At 69.5% G+C, this 19,531-nt stretch carries 19 protein-coding genes; 13 read left to right on the top strand and 6 right to left on the bottom strand.

All coding sequences use genetic code 11. The annotated features are described in order from the left end of the window. The first annotated feature begins 14 nt into the window (after nucleotides 1–14). The 7 genes from M8859_RS02665 (at nucleotide 15) to M8859_RS02635 (ending at nucleotide 6,535) form a co-directional block, all read left to right on the top strand. Nucleotides 15–437, top strand: coding sequence for a protease inhibitor I42 family protein (locus tag M8859_RS02665; protein WP_159921245.1), 423 nt, complete (start codon nucleotides 15–17; stop codon nucleotides 435–437). Then, complete coding sequence (locus tag M8859_RS02660; protein ID WP_249643704.1) at nucleotides 437–1,246, top strand: aminoacyl-tRNA hydrolase; 810 nt, start codon at nucleotides 437–439, stop codon at nucleotides 1,244–1,246. Before M8859_RS02665 ends, M8859_RS02660 begins: the two co-directional genes overlap by 1 nt. A gap of 136 nt (nucleotides 1,247–1,382) precedes the next feature. After that, complete coding sequence (locus tag M8859_RS02655; protein ID WP_159921249.1) at nucleotides 1,383–2,216, top strand: ABC transporter ATP-binding protein; 834 nt, start codon at nucleotides 1,383–1,385, stop codon at nucleotides 2,214–2,216. A gap of 118 nt (nucleotides 2,217–2,334) precedes the next feature. After that, a complete protein-coding gene (locus M8859_RS02650) occupies nucleotides 2,335–3,102 on the top strand; it encodes an NUDIX hydrolase (protein ID WP_249643903.1) in 768 nt (255 codons plus the stop codon). A 266-nt stretch (nucleotides 3,103–3,368) separates the two neighbouring features. Further along, on the top strand, nucleotides 3,369–4,145 hold the full coding sequence (locus tag M8859_RS02645) for an enoyl-CoA hydratase-related protein (protein ID WP_249643703.1): 777 nt from the start codon (nucleotides 3,369–3,371) through the stop codon (nucleotides 4,143–4,145). A 37-nt stretch (nucleotides 4,146–4,182) separates the two neighbouring features. After that, on the top strand, nucleotides 4,183–5,160 hold the full coding sequence (locus M8859_RS02640) for a class I SAM-dependent methyltransferase (RefSeq protein WP_159920398.1): 978 nt from the start codon (nucleotides 4,183–4,185) through the stop codon (nucleotides 5,158–5,160). Nucleotides 5,161–5,311: 151 nt separating this feature from the next. Then, nucleotides 5,312–6,535, top strand: a complete 1,224-nt coding sequence (locus tag M8859_RS02635) for a class I SAM-dependent methyltransferase (RefSeq protein WP_249643702.1) — start codon at nucleotides 5,312–5,314, stop codon at nucleotides 6,533–6,535. Nucleotides 6,536–6,705: 170 nt separating this feature from the next. Here M8859_RS02635 and M8859_RS02630 read toward each other — a convergent pair whose 3' ends face one another. Both M8859_RS02630 and M8859_RS02625 read right to left on the bottom strand, forming a co-directional pair. Next, on the bottom strand, nucleotides 6,706–6,918 hold the full coding sequence (locus M8859_RS02630; RefSeq protein ID WP_195069331.1) for a hypothetical protein: 213 nt from the start codon (nucleotides 6,916–6,918) through the stop codon (nucleotides 6,706–6,708). Between the two features lie 150 nt (nucleotides 6,919–7,068). Then, nucleotides 7,069–8,376 carry an outer membrane protein assembly factor BamB family protein gene (locus M8859_RS02625; protein ID WP_195138982.1) on the bottom strand — a complete coding sequence of 436 codons (1,308 nt, stop codon included), beginning with the start codon at nucleotides 8,374–8,376 and terminating at the stop codon, nucleotides 7,069–7,071. A gap of 230 nt (nucleotides 8,377–8,606) precedes the next feature. Between M8859_RS02625 and M8859_RS02620 the strand changes: the two genes are divergently transcribed. Both M8859_RS02620 and M8859_RS02615 read left to right on the top strand, forming a co-directional pair. After that, nucleotides 8,607–9,356 (top strand): acyltransferase, encoded by a 750-nt coding sequence (locus M8859_RS02620; RefSeq protein WP_159920390.1) that lies wholly within the window; start codon nucleotides 8,607–8,609, stop codon nucleotides 9,354–9,356. A gap of 115 nt (nucleotides 9,357–9,471) precedes the next feature. After that, entirely contained in the window at nucleotides 9,472–10,017 is a 546-nt protein-coding gene (locus M8859_RS02615; RefSeq protein WP_159920388.1) for a DUF1697 domain-containing protein, read from the top strand. 10 nt (nucleotides 10,018–10,027) lie between these two features. Here M8859_RS02615 and M8859_RS02610 read toward each other — a convergent pair whose 3' ends face one another. From M8859_RS02610 to M8859_RS02600, 3 genes are read right to left on the bottom strand one after another with little or no spacing between them, the layout of a single operon-like run. Next, entirely contained in the window at nucleotides 10,028–11,281 is a 1,254-nt protein-coding gene (locus tag M8859_RS02610; protein WP_159920386.1) for a glycosyltransferase family 4 protein, read from the bottom strand. Beyond that, nucleotides 11,278–12,945, bottom strand: a complete 1,668-nt coding sequence (locus tag M8859_RS02605) for a 1,4-alpha-glucan branching protein domain-containing protein (protein ID WP_249643701.1) — start codon at nucleotides 12,943–12,945, stop codon at nucleotides 11,278–11,280. The genes M8859_RS02610 and M8859_RS02605 overlap by 4 nt, the downstream gene beginning before the upstream one ends. After that, on the bottom strand, nucleotides 12,942–13,760 hold the full coding sequence (locus tag M8859_RS02600; RefSeq protein ID WP_195138983.1) for a class I SAM-dependent methyltransferase: 819 nt from the start codon (nucleotides 13,758–13,760) through the stop codon (nucleotides 12,942–12,944). The genes M8859_RS02605 and M8859_RS02600 overlap by 4 nt, the downstream gene beginning before the upstream one ends. Nucleotides 13,761–14,027: 267 nt before the next feature. Here M8859_RS02600 and M8859_RS02595 point away from each other — a divergent pair, with 267 nt between their 5' ends. The 3 genes from M8859_RS02595 to M8859_RS02585 all read left to right on the top strand — a co-directional run bounded on the left by M8859_RS02595 (nucleotide 14,028) and on the right by M8859_RS02585 (nucleotide 17,093). Beyond that, nucleotides 14,028–14,813, top strand: a complete 786-nt coding sequence (locus tag M8859_RS02595; RefSeq protein WP_159920384.1) for an electron transfer flavoprotein subunit beta/FixA family protein — start codon at nucleotides 14,028–14,030, stop codon at nucleotides 14,811–14,813. Between the two features lie 38 nt (nucleotides 14,814–14,851). After that, nucleotides 14,852–15,808, top strand: a complete 957-nt coding sequence (locus tag M8859_RS02590; protein ID WP_195069328.1) for an electron transfer flavoprotein subunit alpha/FixB family protein — start codon at nucleotides 14,852–14,854, stop codon at nucleotides 15,806–15,808. A gap of 229 nt (nucleotides 15,809–16,037) precedes the next feature. Then, nucleotides 16,038–17,093 (top strand): cobalamin-independent methionine synthase II family protein, encoded by a 1,056-nt coding sequence (locus M8859_RS02585; protein ID WP_249643700.1) that lies wholly within the window; start codon nucleotides 16,038–16,040, stop codon nucleotides 17,091–17,093. A gap of 88 nt (nucleotides 17,094–17,181) precedes the next feature. On the opposite strand, the gene M8859_RS02580 is transcribed toward M8859_RS02585, so the two are convergent. After that, complete coding sequence (locus M8859_RS02580) at nucleotides 17,182–18,039, bottom strand: LysR family transcriptional regulator (protein WP_223512355.1); 858 nt, start codon at nucleotides 18,037–18,039, stop codon at nucleotides 17,182–17,184. A 112-nt stretch (nucleotides 18,040–18,151) separates the two neighbouring features. Here M8859_RS02580 and M8859_RS02575 point away from each other — a divergent pair, with 112 nt between their 5' ends. Beyond that, nucleotides 18,152–19,444 carry an NAD(P)/FAD-dependent oxidoreductase gene (locus M8859_RS02575; RefSeq protein WP_159920376.1) on the top strand — a complete coding sequence of 431 codons (1,293 nt, stop codon included), beginning with the start codon at nucleotides 18,152–18,154 and terminating at the stop codon, nucleotides 19,442–19,444. Nucleotides 19,445–19,531: the final 87 nt, after the last annotated feature.

The raw sequence follows: 19,531 nt of genomic DNA, 5'->3' as shown, positions 1-19,531 counted from the left end.
CGATCGGAGGAAGGGTGCGGAAGTCCCTGCTTGTGCTGCTGATCGGATCGGCGGTGGCGGGGTGCGGCAACGGCTCGTCGGAGACGACCACCGCCGAGGTCGCGAATGCCGTTGTGCGCGTAGGTGAGGCCGACAACGCGCAGCAGCGGCGGCTGTCGGCCGGACAGCGGCTCGTGGTCGCCCTGCCTGCCAACCCGTCGACCGGATACTCCTGGAGCGTCGCGGCACTCGACTCGTCGGTGGTGAAACCGGACGGCGAGGCCGATTTCGAACCGGATGCGGCCGCGCCGGTCGCGCCGGGCGCCGGCGGCACGGCCGTGTGGAGCTTCGTAGGCGTCGGGACGGGTGCGACCACATTGAAGATGGAGTACACGCGTCCGTGGGACCAGGGTTTGGAGCCGGCCCGGACGTTCTCGTTGACGATCGAGGTGCGGTGATGACGAGCATGCCGGACTGCGGCGCCGAGCCATCCGCGGCGGCAGCCACATCGGACGTCACCACAACGACATCGGATATCGCGGCATTCGACGCCCGGCATGCGGAACTGGCCCGCGGCTACTACGGGGCGGCCGACCCGGACGACCCCGCCATGGTGCAGGCGATGCAGATGGTCCTGCACTTGCCCAAAGCCGATCCGCCCCCGCGCAGCGCCCTGCTGGCCGCGGCGGCGGCCGCCGCGGTGGCGCTGTGCCTGGACGAGCGGGTCGGGCCGGGTGGCGAATGGGAAGAGCCGTATCGGGCGTGGAAGCGATCCCGCATCCGCAAGGTGGCTCGTCGCGCGCGGGGCGCCCAGTGGCAGGCGACCTGCGCGGTGGACGGCGTCACCGTCGAGATCGACGGTGCGCGGGCGCGGGCGCTGGTCCCGGGGCCGGTGGGCCGGGTCGATCCACGGATCAAGCGTCTGCAGATCGGCGGCACCGATCTCGAGCACGACGAGCCCGGGCCGCCCGATCCGAGCCTGCCCGTCCTGTGGGTGAACACCGGGCTCGGGATGACACTGGGCAAGGCGGCCGCCCAGGTGGGCCACGCGAGCATGCTGCTGGCGGGCGCGCTGCCGGTCGAGCACGCGCGGCGCTGGGCCGAACTCGGCTTCCGCTGCGCGGTGCGCGAGGCCGACGCGGGACGCTGGGCCGCGCTGGTCGAGCAGGTGGCCGAGGGCGGCGCGGTCGCCGTGCGCGACGCGGGCTACACCGAGGTTGCGCCGGGCTCCATGACGGTGATCGCCGTACCCGCCCGATCCTGGTGAACATCGCGCGGTGACGTCGCGGGCGTGTCGGACGCTCGGGCGATACGGCCCTGATGGCTGCGATCGGGCACGGATTCCAGCCACGGCTCGGCTTTCCCCTCCCCGCGTTGGCAAGTGCCCCCTCAGGTGGGCCAAGATGGAGCCCGTGCCGCAACCGGATCCCGATCTGCTCATCGATTTCACCGACGTGACCGTCCGCCGCTCGGGGCATACCCTCGTCGGTCCGGTCACCTGGCAGGTCGAGCTCGACGAACGCTGGGTGGTCCTCGGCCCCAACGGCGCGGGCAAGACCTCGCTGCTGCGAATGGCCGCCGCCGAGATGCACCCGACCGCGGGCGTCGCCCATCTGCTCGGCGAGCGGATCGGGAAAGTGGACGTCAGCGAGTTGCGTCCGCGCATCGGCCTGTCCTCGGCCGCGGTGGCCAGCCGGGTCCCGATCGATGAGAAGGTCAGCGATCTGGTGGTGTCCGCCGGTTACGCGGTGCTCGGCCGCTGGCGCGAGCGCTACGACGACATGGACACCGATCGCGCCATCGACATGCTGGAAAGTCTCGGCGCCGAGCACCTGTCGGACCGCACCTACGGAACGCTGTCGGAGGGCGAGCGCAAACGGGTGCTCATCGCCCGCGCCCTGATGACCGATCCCGAGCTGTTGTTGCTCGACGAACCGGCCGCGGGCCTGGATCTGGGCGGCCGGGAGGAACTGGTCGAGCGGCTCGGCGATCTGGCCGCGGACCCGGACTCGCCCGCGATCGTGCTGGTCACCCATCACGTCGAGGAGATCCCGCCCGGATTCACCCACGGCCTGCTGCTCAACGAAGGCTCAGTGGTCGCGCAGGGCTTGCTCTCCGACGTGCTCACCGCGGAGAACCTCAGCGACGCCTTCCGGCAATCGATCGCGCTGGATCGAGTCGACGGCCGCTACTTCGCGCGGCGTGCGCGGCGCGCGGGCAGGCACCGCACCCGCTGACCGGCCACGGCCGTGTCGTCGCTCACCAAGCGCGCGTTAGGGTGCAGACGTGAGTGAGACAGAAGCGCAGGCAGACTCTCAGCAACAGGCGCCGCCGCTGAAGGACGCGTCAACGGTGATGCTCGTGCGCGACGGCGTCGACGGGCCCGAGATCTTCCTGCAGCGCCGGGTCGGCGCCATGGCGTTCGCCGCGGGCATGACCGTGTTCCCTGGTGGCGGCGTCGACCCGTCCGACGCGACCGCGAACATCGCCTGGGCCGGACCGGAGCCCGCCTGGTGGGCCGAGCGATTCGCCACCACCGAGCCGAGGGCCAAGGCGCTGGTCTGCGCGGCGGTGCGGGAGACGTTCGAGGAGTGCGGTGTGCTGCTGGCCGGCCCGACCGCCGACAGCGTCGTCTCCGACACCGCCGGGTACCGGGACGCGCGCGGCAGGCTCGAGCGCAGGGAACTGTCGCTGGCGTCGTTCCTCGCCGAGGAGAGGCTCGTGCTGCGCGCCGACCTGCTGCGGCCGTGGGCGAATTGGATCACCCCGGTCATCGAGCCGCGCCGCTACGACACCCGGTTCTTCGTCGCGGTGCTGCCGCAAGGACAGCGGGCCGACGGCGCCACGTCCGAGGCGGCGGAGGTGCGCTGGAGCACCCCGGCGGCGGCGCTGGACCGATGGCGTTCGGGCGCCGACGTGCTGCTGCCGCCGACCTGGTCGCAGCTGGTCGCGCTGGGTGCGTTCCGCTCCACCGCCGACATCCTGGCCGCGCAGCGGGCCATCGATCCGATCCTGCCCGTACTGGCCGATCTGGACGGCAAGCGGATGCTGTCGTTCCCGGACAACCAGCGCTACTTCGCCGATCTTCCGGATGCTCGACGGCTGAAGGGGTCCGCGCGCTGACCGCCCACGCTGTGTCTGTTGGTCGGCGTGGGCGGGGTCCTGCGTGGTTACGCTGCGCTACCTCCTCCGGTCCTGACCGCCCACGCTGTGTCTGTTGGTCGGCGTGGGCGGGGTCCTGCGTGGTTACGCTGCGCTACCTCCTCCGGACCTGACCGCCCACGCTGTGTCTGTTGGTCGGCGTGGGCGGGGTCCTGCGTGGTTACGCTGCGCTACCTCCTCCGGACCTGACCGCCCACGCCGGTGAGCACGCGGTAGCGTGACCTCTCATGGCCGAATTCGTGACCCTGGATCTGCCCGAGGGTGATGCCGCGCGCCGCGTGGCCGTCCTCCGGATCGATCGCCCGCCGCTGAATCTGCTGAATCTGCAGCTGGTGCGCGAGCTGGCCGAGGCGGCCGACGCCGTCGCCGCGGACCCGGGCGTCGCCGCGGTGGTCGTGTACGGCGACGAACGAGTGTTCTCGGCGGGTGACGACGTGGCCGAACTGAGCGGGCTGGGCAGTGACGAGGCCACCGCCATGGCGGCCGATCTCCAGCGGGCCGTGGGCTGCCTGGCCAGGATCCCGCAGCCCACTGTCGCGGCGATCAGCGGTTACTGCCTCGGCGGCGGGCTGGAACTGGCGCTGGGCGCGGATCGCCGCGTCATCGGTGACAACGTGAAGCTGGGTCTGCCGCAGATCAAAACCGGCCTGATCCCGCTCGCGGGCATCCGGCGCCTGGCGCTGCTGATCGGGCCGGGCCCGGCCAAGGACCTCGTCTACACCGGCCGTTTCGTCGAGCCGGAGGAGGCGAAGGCTCTCGGCCTGGTGGACGAGGTCGTCGCGCCGGACGACGTGTACACCGCCGCGATGGGTTGGGCGCGCCAGTTCGCCGATGGTCCCGCCCGCGCGCTGGCCGCCGCCAAAGCGGTCTTCGAAGCCGGTCCGCACGGTCTGGATCGCGCCCGTGACGAGTGGTCGGTCCTGTTCACCACGGAAGATCGCCTGATAGGAACAGGTTCCTATTTGGCCGACGGTCCGGGGTCGGCGCAATTCGTGGGGCGATAGCAGGCGTCAACTGGGGATTTGGGTAGGCTTGCCGACCATGACGGTACGTCCCGACGACCCCGCGCCGAACCCGCACGCCACCGAGGCAGAGGTCGAAGCAGCGCTCAAGGATACGAAGCTGGCCCAGGTTCTCTACCACGACTGGGAAGCCGAGACCTATGACGACAAATGGTCCATTTCCTATGACGAGCGCTGTATCGAATACGCGCGCGGCCGGTTCGACGCGGCCGTCGGTCCCGCCCCGCTGCCCTACGACAAGGCGCTCGAACTGGGTTGCGGTACCGGCTTCTTCCTGCTGAACCTGATGCAGGCGGGCGTGGCGAAGTCCGGCTCGGTCACCGACCTGTCGCCGGGCATGGTGAAGGTCGCGCTGCGCAACGCGCAGAACCTCGGGTTGGACGTGGACGGCCGGGTCGCCGACGCCGAGACCATCCCTTACGAGGACGACACCTTCGATCTGGTGGTCGGTCACGCGGTGCTGCACCACATCCCGGACGTCGAATTGGCGCTCAAGGAGTGCCTGCGCGTGCTGAAGCCGGGCGGGCGCTTCGTGTTCGCCGGTGAGCCGACCACGGTCGGCAACTTCTACGCGCGCTGGTTGGGCCGGATCACCTGGAAGGCCACCACCACGGTCACCAAGCTGCCGATGCTCAGCGACTGGCGGCGCCCGCAGGAGGAGCTGGACGAGTCCTCGCGCGCCGCGGCCCTGGAAGCGGTCGTCGACCTGCACACCTTCGACCCGCGCGCCCTGGAGGCGATGGCCCGCTCGGCGGGCGCTGTCGAGGTGGCCGCCAAGACCGAGGAATTCGCGGCCGCGCTGTGGGGCTGGCCGGTGCGCACCTTCGAGGCGGCCGTGCCCGCCGAGAAGCTCACCTGGCGCTACCGGATGGCGATGTACCGCGCCTGGCTGGGGCTGAGTTGGGTGGACGAGAACGTCATGCGCCGCGTGGTTCCGCGTCAGTTCTTCTACAACGCCATGATCACCGGCGTGAAGCCGAGCTCCGCCGGAAAGTAGTGGGCCGCGTCACCCTTCGCGACCATGTCGCTCCCCACGATGGCACGGTCGGTGCAGTCGAGGGGTGCGAGCCCCTGGTCGCATTCCCGCGCCGGGCTCCCGAGGCGGCACGCCGCGACAGCGGTGGGACGGACGTCCTGGGGGATCGGTAGTGGGCTATCGCTTCTCCCACGAGGATGTCCGGTACCTGGGTAGCGCGGCAGGCAATGCCGCGCTGACCGAGGTGGCCCTGCTGGAGCTGACCCCGGCGACGCACTTGCGCGATCTCGAACAGGTGCGCCGCACGCACGGCGACCGAACGGCGGCCCTGATCGAGACCGTGCGCTTGCGGCGCAGGGCAGGCGCGAAGCTCCTCGATGCCGCGCAGTGGCTCTTCACCGACGACGCGCTGCAACAGGCCACCCCGACGCTCGTCGCGCGGCAGCGTGCCGCCCGGCTGGCCGGACGGACGGTGCACGACGTCACCTGCTCGATCGGAGCCGAACTCGTCGAGCTGGCCCGGGTGTGCCCGGCGGTGCTCGGCAGCGATCTGGACGAAGTGCGGCTGGCTTTCGCCGCGCACAATCTGGGGCCGCACTGGCACGAGGCGGCGGAGCCGGGTCCGCTCGCGTCCGCCGGGGGACCTGCGGAGCGAACCCGAAACGTGATGCTGGTCCGCGCGGATGCGCTGCGTCCGAGCAGTCGCGACACCGTGATCATCGCCGACCCCGCCCGGCGCGCCGACGGCAGGCGCACCCATGACCCGGCCGCGCTGAGCCCGCCGCTGCCGGACCTGCTCGCTGCCTACGCGGGTCGCGATCTGGCCGTGAAGTGCGCGCCCGGTCTCGATTTCGACCGGCTCGGCTGGTCGGGTGAGGTGGAGGTGGTCTCGCTCGACGGCTCGGTGCGTGAGGCATGCCTGTGGTCCGCGGGACTCACCGAGTCCGGCGTCACCCGTCGCGCGACGGTGCTCTCCGCCAAGGGAGCCGCGTGGACCATCACCGACGCCGAGCCCGACGACATCGATGAGCGCGCGCCGGGGCAGTGGATCATCGATCCGGACGGTGCGATCGTGCGCGCCGGGCTCGTCCGTCATTACGCCTCGAAATACGGCCTGTGGCAACTGGATCCACGCATCGCCTATCTCACCGGCGACACCGTTCCCGAGGGTGTACGTGGTTTCCGCATCCTCGATCGCATGGATTTTCGCGAGAAAATCCTGCGCGCCGAACTGCATCGCCGCGATTGCGGGCCTCTCGAAATTCTCGTCCGGGGCGTCGATGTGGATCCTGACGCGCTGCGTTCGCGACTCAAACTCCACGGCACCCGGCCGCATACGCTGGTTATCACTCGCATCGGCCGCGCCGCGACGGTCTTCCTCTGTTCCACCCCGTGATCATCGGATGTCTGCTCGAATCGCTTCTACGCGGGAAGGGCGGCGACGACGAGTCTCGCAGCGGCCGCCCATCGCTGGTCGGTCGGATTCGTCAGCCGCGCTATGGTCGCCTCGGTCACCGAACCCTGTTGTGGCCGCGCCACTTCGATGGATGCGCTGAAGGACAGTACTCAGCCGGCTGTGAGGTGGTAGGTGCAGCTTCGACCATAGGAACCGTCGTGGCGTTCGGTGCTGGTGTCTCGCCCGTCGCCGAGGCTCACATCCGCGAGGGCGCTGATTTCCCCACCGCTGAGCACGCATTCGTCGTCGACGGCGTGTTCGGCGAACGGCTCGCCGGTCACCTTCGCCGGTGTGGTCGCGGCCGGGCTTCGCGGCACTGCCACCGGCTGCCCGTCGACCGTGTCAGCGCACGCGGCGGTAGACGTGAGTAGAGCGATCGCGACTATCGTCGCCTTACCGAGCCGCGGGAGAATTCCGGCCCCTGGCCATAGTTCCCCCCGCTCGAACCGGAACACGACAAGTTCGAGGTGACTCTACTCCGGTTCGAACGCGAAGATCTCGCCGATCCGGGTGGCGACCACGACCTCGCCCTTCGCGCCCACCGACGTGCCCGTGACGGTCCCCTTCGCGCCCGGCAGGACGTCGGAGTCGATGGTGGCTCCGGTCTGCGTGTCGAAGGTGACGAGATTCAGGCCGTCTCCGATCGCCGCGGCGGCGTATCCGGTGTCGCCCGCTGTCTGCGCCGCAGGCCCGCGCAGCGCGAGATCTTTTCGCTCCCAAACAGTTTCAACCGCGTCGCCGTTGTCCCGCAGCCCGAGCAGGTAGCCGTCGTCGCCGGACGGGATGATCAGGCCGTCGCCGGATACCGAGATGCCGCCGCGCGGCGCCCACTCCAACTGGTGGACCCACTTGGTCCGCCCGTCGGCGGTATCGAGGGCGATCAGCCGATTGCTGTTGTCGCCGACGTAGAGGGTGCCGCCGTCGGCGGACAGGGCCGGGCTGGTCGCGCTGCCGCGCTGCAGCAGTTCGGCGCTCCACTCCCGCTCGACCTTGCCATCGGCATAGCGCAGCGCGACCACCGCCCCGGACGGCCGACCCGGCTGCCACAACGTCACATAGAAACGGCCGCTCGCGGTGTCGATCGGGGAGATGTTCGCGACGGGGCACTGCGGCCCTCCGGCGGCGCAGTCGTCCAGTCCCTGACCTGCGGCAGGCCAGCCGAGGTTGGCGTGGGCGAGGAAGTCCGGCTCGCCGAGCAGTTGCACGGTCGGCACCATTCGATCGCCGGTCTGCCGCGACAGCACGTCGACCTGGCCGGATTGCGTGACCGTCAGCAGCTTTCCGTCACCGGTGAACTGCACCGAGACCGGCGTTCCGGCAACGGGCGTGGCCCATCGCGGCTGCCCCAGGTAGTTGAACGAGATCACCCTGCTGTCGTCGCCGACGTAGACGTTGGTCATCCCGTCGACCGCGGACGGCGCCGAGATCGCGCTCGAGCCCAAGGCATTGCAGAACCGCTTGCGACCGGTGGCCATCTGGAAGGAGAAGATCGAACAGTTCGGCAGTTGCGTGGTGACGAACAGCTGACTGTCGGGCCCCAGCGTGATCGGCTGGGCGATCGGCCCGCCGACCGGCCGCGACCAGCTCAGCTCGATCTTTTGCGATCCGGTGACCGGACTGGTGCCGCTGTTGCGGCCGTCGTGGTAGGCGGCGGTCCAGCCCTTGCCGGAGCCGACGGTGATGTCGTCGTAATCGGTGCCGCAACCGGTCGATGCCAGCGCACCGACCGTAACCAGCACGGCCAGCACGACCGGGGCACGTTTCCGGGACGGTCGCCACATGGAAGTAGCCAGTACGCCGCCGCTTCGCACCTGCCGCACTCCTGTCGTCGTTGGCGTTCGCCGTCGCCGTCTCCGGCGTACGAGTCACTGTACGGGAGGCCCGTGCGCGGGTGAACGCGTCCCGGCGTTGTCGTCGCGGGTGCTCGTCACGGTGCTCGTCGTGGGCGATAGGCTCTATCCGTCGCCGCGAGGCGGGCGACGGCCGTAGGACCACGACAGGAGAACCGTTCGTGACGAGCATGTGGGGCGCACCGTTGCGCTCGCGCTGGCGGGGATCGCGCCGCCGGGATCCGCAGCAGGCGCGTTTTCTGACGCTGGCGTCGCTGCGCTGGGTGCTCGCGAATCGGGCGTACACGCCCTGGTATCTGGTGCGCTACTACCGGCTGCTCAAATTCCGCCTGGCCAACCCGCACATCGTGCTGCGCGGCATGGTGTTCCTCGGCCGCCGCGTGGAGATCCATGCGACGCCGGAGCTGAGCCGCATGGAGATCGGCCGCTGGGTGCACATCGGCGACGGCAACGCGATCCGCTGCCACGAGGGTTCGCTGCGCATCGGCGACAAGGTGGTGTTCGGCAAGGACAACGTCGTCAACACCTACCTCGACATCGAGATCGGGGACTCGACCCTGGTGGCCGACTGGTGCTACATCTGCGACTTCGACCACAAGATGGACGACATCACCGTGCCGATCAAGGACCAGGGCATCGTGAAGAGCCCGGTCCGCATCGGTCCCGACACCTGGATCGCCGCCAAGGTGACCGTGCTGCGCGAGACCCGCGTCGGCCGCGGCTGCGTACTCGGCGCGCACGCCGTGGTCAAAGGCGAGATCCCGGACTACAGCATCGCCGTCGGCGCACCGGCCAAGGTGGTCAAGAACCGCAAGGCGGCCTGGGAGGCGGGCGCTGAAGAGCGCGCCAAGTACTTCGCCGCGCTGGAGGACATCGCGCGCAAGAAGAACGGCGCCACACAGACCGCCTGACGGCGAAACAGCCGGACGAGTCGCGCAGCGAGGTGACTCACCCTGGCATCCGAGCCGGTGGGACCTGCTCGGTGAAGCCCTGGATTCGTCGGTGCGGACGAGTAGGTTCGGCGCTATGACTGCCTATGCCGCCCTGCTGCGGGGGATCACGCCGAGCAACCCGAACATGAGCAACGCGAAGTTGCGGGCGGTATTCGAGGCGCTCGGATTCGAGGGAGTCGGTTCGGTGCTGGCCAGCGGCAACATCGTGTTCCGCAGCGCGGAGACCGACGTGCCCGCGTTGGAGGAGCGTATCCAGCAGGCGCTGACCGCCGAACTCGGGATCGGCGGCGGCACGATCATCCGCAGCCACGACGAACTGCGCGCGCTGCTGGACAGCGACCCGTTCCCCGGCCTGACCCACGGGCGCGGCACCTATCTGATCGCCACATTCCTCAAGGACACGGCCGAGCATCCGGCGACACTGCCCGAGCAACCCGATCCGCTCACCAGGATCGTCGCCTACGACAAGGCAGCGCGCGCCTTCCTCGCGGTCATCGACAACAGCGAGCCGGGCAAGACGCCGGACTTCATGGCCTGGCTGGACAAGACGTACGGCAAGGACATCACCACCCGCACCTGGCTCACCGTCGAGCGCATCGTCAAGAAGCTCGCGGCCTGACCGGGCGGCCCTACTTCGGATCGCGTTCCGGCAGCGGACGTTCCACGATGGTCGGCCGGCCGAGCGGATTGCGCACCCGCCGCTTGGCCGAGTGGTACACCTGGGCGGTTTCCGCGGCAACCACGTCCCACGCGAAATCGGCGGTGAGCCGTTCGCGGGCGGCGTAGGCCCGCTGCTGCGCGGCGGCCGGGTCGTCGAGGGTGGCGCGGACCGCCTCGACCAATCCGTCGACGTCCGCGGGCGCGAACGAGGCGCCGGTGACGCCGTCGATCACGGCCTCGCCCAGGCCGCCCGCCGTCGAGGTGATCAGCGGGGTGCCCGCCGCGGCCGCCTCGAGCGCGACGATGCCGAAGGGTTCGTACCGGCTGGGCAGCACGATCGCGTCGGCGCCGTGCAGCCAGCCGAGCAGTTCGGCGTGGTCGAGCTGACCGGCGAAGGTCACCGCGCGGGCGACGCGGTGCACGCGGGCGCGCTCCCGCAACCACTCGAACTGGGTGCCGACGCCCGCGACGGTCAGGGTGGTGCCGGGGTGGGCGCGGCGGATGCGCGGCAGCGCGGCGATCGCGTCCTGCACGCCCTTCTCGTACTCGAGCCTGCCCACGTACAGCAGCCGGGGCGGACCGCTGCGCGGCGAGCGCGGACGAAACGTCCACGCGCTCACGTCGATTCCGTTGCGGATCACCGTCATCGGGATCCGCTCCGGACCGTAGAGCCGCTCGACCTCGTCCTGCATGGACGCCGAGCAGGTGATCAGCGCGTCGGATTCGTTGGCGAGCCACCACTCCACCGAGTGCACCTGCTTGTTGACCTTGCCCGCGACCCAACCGCTGTGCCGCCCCGCCTCGGTGGCATGGATGGTCGACACCAGCGGCACGTCGTAGTACTCGGCCAGGGCGATGCCGGGGTGGGCGACCAGCCAGTCGTGCGCGTGCACGACGTCGGGCGTCCAGCCGTCGCCGATGCCCGGCTTGCCGAGCGCGACGCCCGCGCGCACCATGGCGTGGCCCATGGCCAGCGTCCAGGCGAGCATGTCCTCGCCGAAGTCGAACACCGGCGGGTCCTCCGCGACCGCCACCACCAGCACGCCGTCGGCGATGTAGGAGTGCGTGGGATGGGTCGCGGCGTCGGTGCCGGAGGGACGTCGCGACAGGACGACCACCTCGTGGCCCGCCGCGGCCAGCTCGACGGCGAGGTGATGCACGTGCCTGCCGAGCCCACCCACCACGACCGGCGGGTACTCCCACGACACCATCAAAATCTTCATGCAAGTCCTTCTGCGGCCGAGCCCGGGTCCGCCGGGTCCGGTCCGTGGTCCGCGGTGGCGGGGCCCGATCCTGGCGCGGCGGCGGATACTGCCCCGGTGACGCTGGGTACGGACCCCGCGGAGATGAGTCGTCGCGCGTCCACGCCGGGGAAGAGTCCGTCAGCTGCCCCCCATCCTGCCGCCAACTGCCGTGCTTTCGCGAGTTGGCCCGCCCCGACGGCCGTGGCGATTTCCCGGACCGCGTGGGCGTGGCGGTGTGCGCGGTCGCGCGCGTAACCCGCCGCGGAGTCCTTGCTGACCATGAACGCCCAGTCGCTGGAGACGGTCAGGATCGCCTCACGCAGCAGCTGGTCGGCCACGTGGTCGCGCAACCCGGGCGCGCCGCCCTGCGCGGCGCGCATCTTGTCGACGGTGTCCAGGGTCAACCGGACGATGTCGTCGTTGAGCTCGACCAGGTCGCTCACCTGCTCGCCCGCCCACACCCGCCAGTCCTTGCCCGAGCCCCAGGAGGAGTCGGCCAGCGGCACCGGTTCGCCCAGGTAGCCGCGTGTCCGCGCGTCGGCGAGGGTGCCCACGGTGACGCCCGCCTCCGGCAGCGCGCGCAGCACCTGTGCCAGCCATTGCGGGCCTTCGTGCCACCAGTGGCCGAACAGTTCGGTGTCGAACGCCGCGACGACCAAGGCGGGCCGCCCGATCCGCTCGGACTCGGAGACCAACCGCTCCCGCACGGTGCGCACGAAGTCCTCCACGTCCCGGGCGACGGCCGCCGCGGCCAGTTCCGGATCGTAGGGAGCTTTGTCGGGACCTGCGACGGTCTTGCCGGTGACCCGGGCGGGTTTGAGACCCGTCGCGTGGTCGTAGTGATGAAAGTCACGGTAGGCGCCGTGGCCCGGATAACCGGATTTCGGTGACCAGACCCGGTAACTCACCTGCAGATCCCGGCCGAACGCGACCACATCGGAATCCCGCACCGGGCGGCCGAGCGTCGTGTCACCGCGCAGGGCTGGTCCGTCGACCATGAAATGCGTCACACCCGCGGCGGCGTAGCCGGCCTCCATGCCGGGGGTGTATCCGCACTCCGGCGCCCAGATGCCGGTCGGCGTGCGACCCCAGCGGTGCCGCGCGTCGGCCAGGCCCTCGGTGAGCTGGAATTGCCGCAGTCGCGGATCCAGTAGCGGCTGGAACGGATGGGCCAGCGGCCCGCCGAGCAGTTCGATGGTCTCCGCGTCGATGAGCGCCCGCCATACCGGCGCGGCGCCGTGCCGCCAGTGCCGCTCGAATTCGGCCAAGGCTGCTGCGGCGAGCCGGTGTTCGTGCCTGCCCAGCGCGACATTGCCCGCCATGGCCGCTTCGTCGGCGCGCAGCTGCCAGTTCCCCAGCCAGTGGTGCATACCCGCCAGGCAGTGCGGGTCGTCCAGCTGAGCCGCGAGCACCGGAGTGATGCCGAGACTGAGCAGATGCGAACGCCCTTCGGCGGCAAGGGTTCGCAAGACCTCGACGACGGGCAGGTAGGACGCGGCCCAGGACTGGTAGAGCCATTCCTCGCCGACCGGCCAGCGGCCGTGATGGGCCAGCCAGGGCAGGTGGGAGTGCAGGACCAAGGTGAACTGGCCCGGCACGGGGCTTGCCGCGTGCCCGCCGGGCACGGTACCGCGATCGGTCAAGGCTTCACCGCGATGGCGACCAGATCCAAGCTCGCGTCGATGTCCGCGGCGACCAGCGCGAAGTCGTCGATCGTGACGGCGGCGACGTCCGCGGTCAGTTCGGCGGGCCAGGGTTCTCCGGCCAGCGCTCGCTCGATCTGCGCGTCGATGAACGATCCACCGTGCTTGGCGTCCAACGCTTTCAAGCCGGGCCCGTGGTGCACGCCGACCATCTGCGCGATTTCGAAACCGGCGTCGATCAGCAGTTCGGTCAGCTCGGCCGCGTTCAGTTCCCTGGTGTGGAAGGGGTTGAGCGGTGTGTCGCGACCGGGGGAGAAGGTGATCCGGTTGGGTGTGCTGATCAGCAGTTCGCCGCCGGGCCGCAGCACGCGAAGGCACTCCCGCAGGAACTGCGACTGGTCCCACAGGTGCTCGATCACCTGGAAGTTCACCACGACGTCGACCGAGGCGTCCTCCAGTGGCAGCTCGGCGAGGTTGCCCTGGATCATCTCCACGCGCGGGTAGCGCGCGCGCACGTGCTCGACGGCGCTGGTGTCGTAGTCGACACCGATCACCTTGGTGGCCACGCCCGCGATCATGTCGGCGCCGTAGCCCTCTCCGGAGCCGGCCTCCAGCACGGTCTTTCCGGCGCAGCGGTCCAGCAGGCGGGCGTAGGCGATCTCGTGCCTGCGGAACCAGTAGTTCTCCTCGGCGATGCCGGGAACGGTGCGCTCGCCGGTCAGCGGCAGCGGTTCCGCGGTGCCCACGGTCGTCTCGGGGTCCGCGGTGATGCCGGTCGGGTCGCCCACTGCGGCAGGGATCACAGCCTCGCTCATCACTCCGACGTTACTGGCACCGCCTCCGCACGGAACACCCCACCCGGTCGGCCCCGATGTGCGGCTTCGCGGGGCCGGGACGGGCCCGCCGAATCGGCGGACTGTAACGCGTGGTACCCAGTTGGTGAGAGAGAAGCCACTAAGTTACCCACGAGTAACTTAACGTAGGGTAATCTCACGGCCTGAGCCACAAAACACCCGGACGTACGGCACCGCTCGTGCGGCCACCACATACGTGTACCCAGAACAGGAGGTCGACGAAGACCGATGCCGAACATCGTCGTACTCATCAAGCAGGTTCCCGACACCTGGTCCGAGCGCAAGCTCACCGATGGTGACTACACCCTCGATCGCGAGGCCGCCGACGCCGTTCTCGACGAGATCAACGAGCGCGCCGTCGAAGAGGCGCTGCTGATCAAGGAGGCTCAGGGCGGCGAGGTCACCGTGCTGGCCGCCGGTCCGGACCGCGCCACCGAGGCCATCCGCAAGGCGCTGTCCATGGGCGCCGACAAGGCCATCCACATCAACGACCCGGCCATCCACGGTTCCGACGCCGTGCAGACGGCGTGGGTGCTGGCCAGCGCGCTCGGCCAGGTCGAAGGTGTCGAGTTGGTCATCGCGGGCAACGAGGCCACCGACGGTCGCGCGGGCGCCGTGCCCGCGATCATCGCCGAGTACCTGGGCCTGCCGCAGCTGACGCACCTGCGCAAGCTGACCGTCGACGGTGACAAGATCACCGGCGAGCGCGAGACCGACGATGGCGTGTTCAAGCTGGAGGCCAGCCTGCCTGCCATCGTCAGCGTCACCGAGAAGATCAACGAGCCGCGCTTCCCGTCGTTCAAGGGCATCATGGCCGCGAAGAAGAAGGAAGTGCAGACCTTCACGCTGGCCGATCTGGGCGTCGACCCGTCGACCGTGGGTGTCGCGAACGCGGGCACCACCGTCACCGCGGCCACGCCGAAGCCCCCGCGCACCGCGGGCGAGAAGATCGCGGACGAAGGCGACGGCGGCTCCAAGATCGCCCAGTACCTGATCGGCCAGAAGATCATCTGATCTCGGCAGCGCTGCAGACTTCCTAGGAGAGAACACAAATGGCAGAAGTACTTGTGCTCGTGGAGCACGCCGACGGTGCGATCAAGAAGGTCAGCACCGAACTGCTCACCGCCGCTCGCGCCCTCGGCGAGCCCGCCGCCGTCGTGCTCGGCACCGCGGGCACCGGTGAGAAGCTGGCCGACGCGCTGGCCGCCGCGGGCGCCGAGAAGATCTACATCGCCGAGTCCGACGATGTGGACAACTACCTGGTGACCCCGAAGGTCGACGTGCTGGCCGGGCTGACCGAGTCGGCCTCGCCCGCCGCGGTCATCGTCGCCGCCACCGCCGAAGGCAAAGAGGTGTCGGGCCGCCTCGCCGCCCGCATCGGGTCCGGCCTGCTGGTCGACGTCATCGAGGTCAAGTCCGACGGCACCGCGGTGCACTCCATCTTCGGTGGCGCCTTCACCGTCGACGCCAAGGCCACCGGCGACGTGCCGGTGATCTCGGTCCGTCCCGGCGCCGTCGAGGCCTCGGCGCAGGCCGGTGCGGGCGAGAAGGTGACCGTCGAGGTGCCCGCGCAGGAAGAAGGCGTGGTCAAGGTGACCTCGCGCGAGCCGGTCGTGGCCGGTGACCGTCCGGAACTCACCGAGGCGAGCATCGTGGTCTCCGGTGGCCGCGGCGTCGGTTCCGCCGACAACTTCGCGGTCGTCGAGGCGCTGGCCGACTCGCTCGGCGCGGCCGTCGGCGCCTCGCGCGCCGCGGTCGACTCGGGTTACTACCCGGGCCAGTTCCAGGTCGGCCAGACCGGTAAGACGGTCTCACCGCAGCTGTACATCGCCCTCGGCATCTCCGGCGCGATCCAGCACCGCGCGGGCATGCAGACCTCGAAGACCATCGTCGCGGTCAACAAGGACGAAGAGGCGCCGATCTTCGAGATCGCCGACTACGGCATCGTGGGCGACCTGTTCAACGTCGCCCCCCAGCTGACCGAAGCGGTCAAGTCGCACAAGGGCTGATCGGTCTCGCTGTCGAACGGCCCCGGACTCCGTGTCCGGGGCCGTTCGCGTTCCGAAGCTTCGGGGCTGCGGTGATATCCGCATGTCTTTGGGGTAGTTCGGAAAAGGTCGGCGCAAAATCGGTGCAATGTCCCAGGTTTAGCGTATGGCGCTCGTGACTGCGGGCGAAAAGGATTCGGCGGCAGTCGGTTTCACGTCGATGCACAGCCTGCGGACGTACACTCGGCCGGTGAGCATCCCCACGGAACCGATCGGTAGCATCCCCCGTCCGCACGACCTCCTGGCCGCCATGGCCGACGGATCCGGCGACGCCGCTGCGCTCGCCGAACTCCAGCAGCGGGCGGTTGCCGAGACCATACGCCGCTTGGAGGAACTCGGCTCTCCCGTCGTCACCGACGGTGAGCAGAGCAAGCCGAGCTTCGCCACCTATCCCATCGCCGGGCTGGACAACCTGGCTCCGGACGGGGCGATCATCCCGTTCGCCGACGGGCACCAGCGGCAGCTGCCACGCCTGACCGCGGGACCGTTCCGCTACGCCGTCCATGCGGTGGACTATCTGCGCGCCGCCCAGCAGCACGCCACGGTGCCGGTGAAGCAAGCCGTCATAGCGCCGTCGGCGCTGAGCCTGCTGTATCCGGCCGACGGCATCGAAGGCTATCCCCGTGAGCGGTTCCTCGCCGACCTCGCCGACGCGGCCGAGGCCGACATCCGCGGCTGCCTGGACGCGGGCGCGCACCTGGTGCAGCTCGACTTCACCGAAGGGCGGCTGTCGCTGAAGCTGGATCCCAGCGGAGGCGTCCTCGATCAGTTCATCGAGTTGAACAACCTGGTGCTGGACCGATTCTCGGACCAGGAGCGCGCCAGGATCGGCGTGCACACCTGCCCGGGCGGCGACCAGGACTCCACACACAGCCTGGACGTGGATTACGTCGAACTGCTGCCCAAACTGCTGCGACTGCGGGTCGGCGCGTTCTATCTCCAGTTCGCCGGCGAGCCGGACCCGGAGAAGGTGCTCGCCGTGGTCGCCGAGCACCTGCCCGCCGCGGCGCGCGTGTTCATCGGCGTCACCGACCCTATCGACCCGGTCGTCGAGACCCCGCAGCAAGTGCGCGACCGCGTGCTGCTCGCCGCCCGATACCTTCCCGTCGAGCGATTGGGCACCTGTGACGACTGCGGGTTCTCACCGTTCGCCGACGACACCTCCACCTCACGGGAGACCGCGTTCGCCAAGATTCGTGTCCGCATCGAGGGCACGGCGCTGGCGGCGACACAACTGCGCCTCTGATCGGTGTGACGCGCTCGTCTCCACCGCTCGGGCATCGATGCCTGCGGTTCTGGTTCAGAGCAGCCCGACGCGACCCCGCCCCATCCGGTCAGCAGCGGTGCAACGCCGTGAGCAGGGTGTCCAGGATCGGTGAGCGCCGGGCGTCGGCGCGCAGCACCGCCGACACCGGGATGCGCAACTTCGGCTCGGCCAAGCGCAAAGCGACCAAGCCCTCGATGGCGCTCTCGGCGTAGAGCACGGTCCACGCGTCGGGCCGGTTGATCAGCTCCATCGTCGCGGTGTGGTCCGGGGGGATGGGTGGCCCGAACGTGGGCCCGGTGGGCAGTTCGGCGAACGTTTTGCGAATCACGGTGTGCAACAACACCTGTTCCTGCTCCGGTGGCAGCAGCAGGGGATACGAACTCAGATCCGCCAGCGTCACCATGTCCTTCGTCGCCAGCGGATGCGCGCTGGAGGTGGCGATCACCAGATCCTCGACCCACAGTTGCTCCACCACGAGCCCGGGTTGGTCGACGCTGCCGCGGATCAACGCGAGGTCGCAGTCGCCGTCGGCCACCGCGGTGATGCGCTGACGGAAGGGTTTGATCACGAACTCGATCTCCGCCTCCGGGTGCGCTGCGCGCGCCCCCGCGATCGCCGACAGCGAGCGGGTGGCGAAGGACATGTTCGCGGCCAGCCGGATGCGCGGACCAACGGTCCGCACGGCCGCGCGGATCGCTGATTCCAGGCTCAGCATTTGTTTCGCGAGGGGAAGTAGCCGGGCGGTGGCGTCGGTCGGCACCACCGAGCGGGTCGAGCGCTCGAATAGTTGCACGCCGAGGTCGCGCTCCAGCCGGGAGATCTGATGGCTGATCGCCGACTGCGAGATGAAGCAGCGCGCGGCGGCGCCGCTGAAGCTGAGCTCTTCGCACACCGCGACGAAGTAGGTGAGCTGCCGAAGTTCCACAGCGGCCTCCTATTAATTACGAATCAAGATAAGAGTCATCTGAATTATGCGCCCAGACACCTGAAATATCCGCCCTCCGGATCGCGGTTCGTAATGAGAGAAGGAGGCTGTCATGCAGTACGTGGATGCGGGAATCGAAACCGCGGGTGTCGTCATTGTCGGATCGGGGTTCGGCGGGCTCGCCGCCGCCAAACAGCTGGCCAAGTCGGGGGTGGACTATGTGCTGATCTCCAGCACGCCCGAGCATCTGTTCCAACCGCTGTTGTACCAGGTAGCGACGGGTGTGCTCACATCGGAGGAGATCGCGCCGCCGATCGCGGGCATCCTGCGCCGCCATCGCGAGGCGGACGTGCGCCTGGGCACGGTGGTCGACATCGATCCCGACCGGGCCATCGTCACCTACGAGCACGAGGGCATGCGCCACCGCATCCGCTACGGCTCGCTGATCGCGGCCACCGGCGCCAGCCAGTCCTACTTCGGCCGGGACGATTTCGCCGAGAAGACCTTCTCGCTCAAAACCATCGATGACGCGCGGCGGCTGCGCGCCCAGATCGAGCGCGTCTTCGCCGAAGCCGCGGGCGCCGACGAGCAGACCAGGCGCAGGCTGTTGAGCTTCGTCGTGGTCGGCGCGGGCGCGACCGGCGTCGAGGTGGCGGGTCAGCTGAAGGAACTGGCGAAACGGCATTTCCACCAGGAGATCTCGGTCACGCTCGTTGAGGGCGCGGGTGAGGTGCTCCCGCCCTTCGGCGGCGGGCTGTCGGAGTACGCGAAGAAGTCGCTGATCCGCAGCGGCGTGGACGTGCTGCTCGGCACGTTCGTCACCGACATCGAGCACGGCAAGGTCACCGTCAAGGACACCGACGGCGTCGAGCACGGCATCGCGGCGGAGACCGTGGTCTGGTCGGCCGGCGTGCAGGCGGGCGGATTCGCGAAGATCCTGGCCGAGGCCACCGGCGTGGCGACCGACCGGGCCGGCCGGCTGCTGATCAACCCGGACCTGACCGTCGGCGGGTACGCCGACATCTACGCCATCGGCGACATGACCTCGCTCAACGGCTACCCCGGCCAGTCGCCGGTGGCCATGCAGGAGGGTAGGCACGCCGCCGACATCATCCGCCGCAAGAAGCAGCCCGGCACCCCCTTCACCTACTGGGACAAGGGCAGCATGGCGGTGATCAGCCGGTTCAGCGCGGTGACGAAGCTCAACGAGCGCATCACCTTCCGTGGCGTCATCGCCTGGTTCATGTGGCTCGCGGTGCACCTGTTCTACCTGGTCGGCTTCCGCAACCGCTTCGCCGCGGTCGCCTCGTGGCTGGTCGCGTTCATCGGCACCGGACGTCCCGGTTTCGCCGAAGAGCGCACCACCCCGACGAAGGTACGCACCTCGGAGAGCCGCGCCGCGTAACGGCTTCCCGCACCTGAGGAATCGCGGCGCGCCCCCCCGGGGGCGGGGCGCTTCACAGCGTCCGGCGTGCGGGCGCCCCAGAGGTCC

It is taken from the genome of Nocardia sputi, assembly GCF_023501985.1.
This window is presented reverse-complemented; position numbering and strand designations above follow the sequence as displayed.

Bases quoted from the DNA above. Each gene is read 5' to 3' on its own strand.
- M8859_RS02660 (WP_249643704.1), top strand. From the start codon at position 437: ATGACGAGCATGCCGGACTGCGGCGCCGAGCCATCCGCGGCGGCAGCC.
- M8859_RS02655 (WP_159921249.1), top strand. From the start codon at position 1,383: ATGGAGCCCGTGCCGCAACCGGATCCCGATCTGCTCATCGATTTCACC.
- M8859_RS02650 (WP_249643903.1), top strand. From the start codon at position 2,335: ATGCTCGTGCGCGACGGCGTCGACGGGCCCGAGATCTTCCTGCAGCGC.
- M8859_RS02645 (WP_249643703.1), top strand. From the start codon at position 3,369: ATGGCCGAATTCGTGACCCTGGATCTGCCCGAGGGTGATGCCGCGCGC.
- M8859_RS02640 (WP_159920398.1), top strand. From the start codon at position 4,183: ATGACGGTACGTCCCGACGACCCCGCGCCGAACCCGCACGCCACCGAG.
- M8859_RS02625 (WP_195138982.1), bottom strand. From the start codon at position 8,376: ATGTGGCGACCGTCCCGGAAACGTGCCCCGGTCGTGCTGGCCGTGCTG.
- M8859_RS02615 (WP_159920388.1), top strand. From the start codon at position 9,472: ATGACTGCCTATGCCGCCCTGCTGCGGGGGATCACGCCGAGCAACCCG.
- M8859_RS02610 (WP_159920386.1), bottom strand. From the start codon at position 11,281: ATGAAGATTTTGATGGTGTCGTGGGAGTACCCGCCGGTCGTGGTGGGT.
- M8859_RS02600 (WP_195138983.1), bottom strand. From the start codon at position 13,760: ATGAGCGAGGCTGTGATCCCTGCCGCAGTGGGCGACCCGACCGGCATC.
- M8859_RS02595 (WP_159920384.1), top strand. From the start codon at position 14,028: ATGCCGAACATCGTCGTACTCATCAAGCAGGTTCCCGACACCTGGTCC.
- M8859_RS02590 (WP_195069328.1), top strand. From the start codon at position 14,852: ATGGCAGAAGTACTTGTGCTCGTGGAGCACGCCGACGGTGCGATCAAG.
- M8859_RS02575 (WP_159920376.1), top strand. From the start codon at position 18,152: ATGCAGTACGTGGATGCGGGAATCGAAACCGCGGGTGTCGTCATTGTC.